At 57.5% G+C, this 607-nt stretch carries 2 protein-coding genes; one reads left to right on the top strand and one right to left on the bottom strand.

Annotated elements, in window-relative coordinates:
• Window positions 1-277 (bottom strand): PLDc N-terminal domain-containing protein (locus tag JF66_RS20020; RefSeq protein ID WP_035880642.1); only part of this gene is annotated, 277 nt, incomplete at its 3' end.
• Window positions 278-426: 149 nt separating this feature from the next.
• On the opposite strand from JF66_RS20020, the gene JF66_RS22640 reads away from it, so the two are divergent.
• Window positions 427-607, top strand: a 181-nt coding sequence (locus JF66_RS22640) for an NAD(P)H-binding protein (protein WP_156109958.1), incomplete at its 3' end; no start/stop codon positions are given.

Here is a 607-nt window from a genome sequence, read left to right on the forward strand (position 1 = left end):
CAGTGCGGATGTAGTTGTCCGTGGCTTCACGGTTCTGCATGGCGCTCTGGGCCTGGCGCTCTGCCATCCCGTTGCCCCGCGCGATGACGTAGATCAGAACGGTGAGGAATGGAACGAAGATGAGGAAGACCAGCCAGAGTGCCTTCAGCCAGCCACTCAACTTGTGGTCCCTGAAGATGTCGGCCGCCACGGAGAACAAAACAATCAGATAGGCGACGAAGACGAACGACCAGAACAGGAACGAAATGAAATTCCAGAAACTTCCCAGGATGTCCATGACAATAACCTCTCGAAATCGGTTTTGTGGTCTCGCACCGAGCGGTGCGGACCTCGATCGCGGACGACTGTACCCCGATCAGGTCTGATCTGCTGGACGTATGCCTACGTATTGTGTCGGCGCCCAGTTTGGGGCTCTAAACTCATCGCATGACATCGCGCAGAGTCCTCGTTACGGGCGCCACCGGATACATCGGTGGACGTTTGGTCCCCCGGCTCCTGGAAGCCGGATATGAGGTTCGCGTTCTCGTGCGAACACCGCTGAAGCTTCGGGATGTGCCGTGGGCCGACCAGGTCGAGATCGTGAAGGGTGACCTGGAAAACAGGAGTT

Origin of the sequence: Cryobacterium sp. MLB-32 (genome assembly GCF_000738085.1) — a bacterium.
GTDB lineage: Bacteria > Actinomycetota > Actinomycetes > Actinomycetales > Microbacteriaceae > Cryobacterium.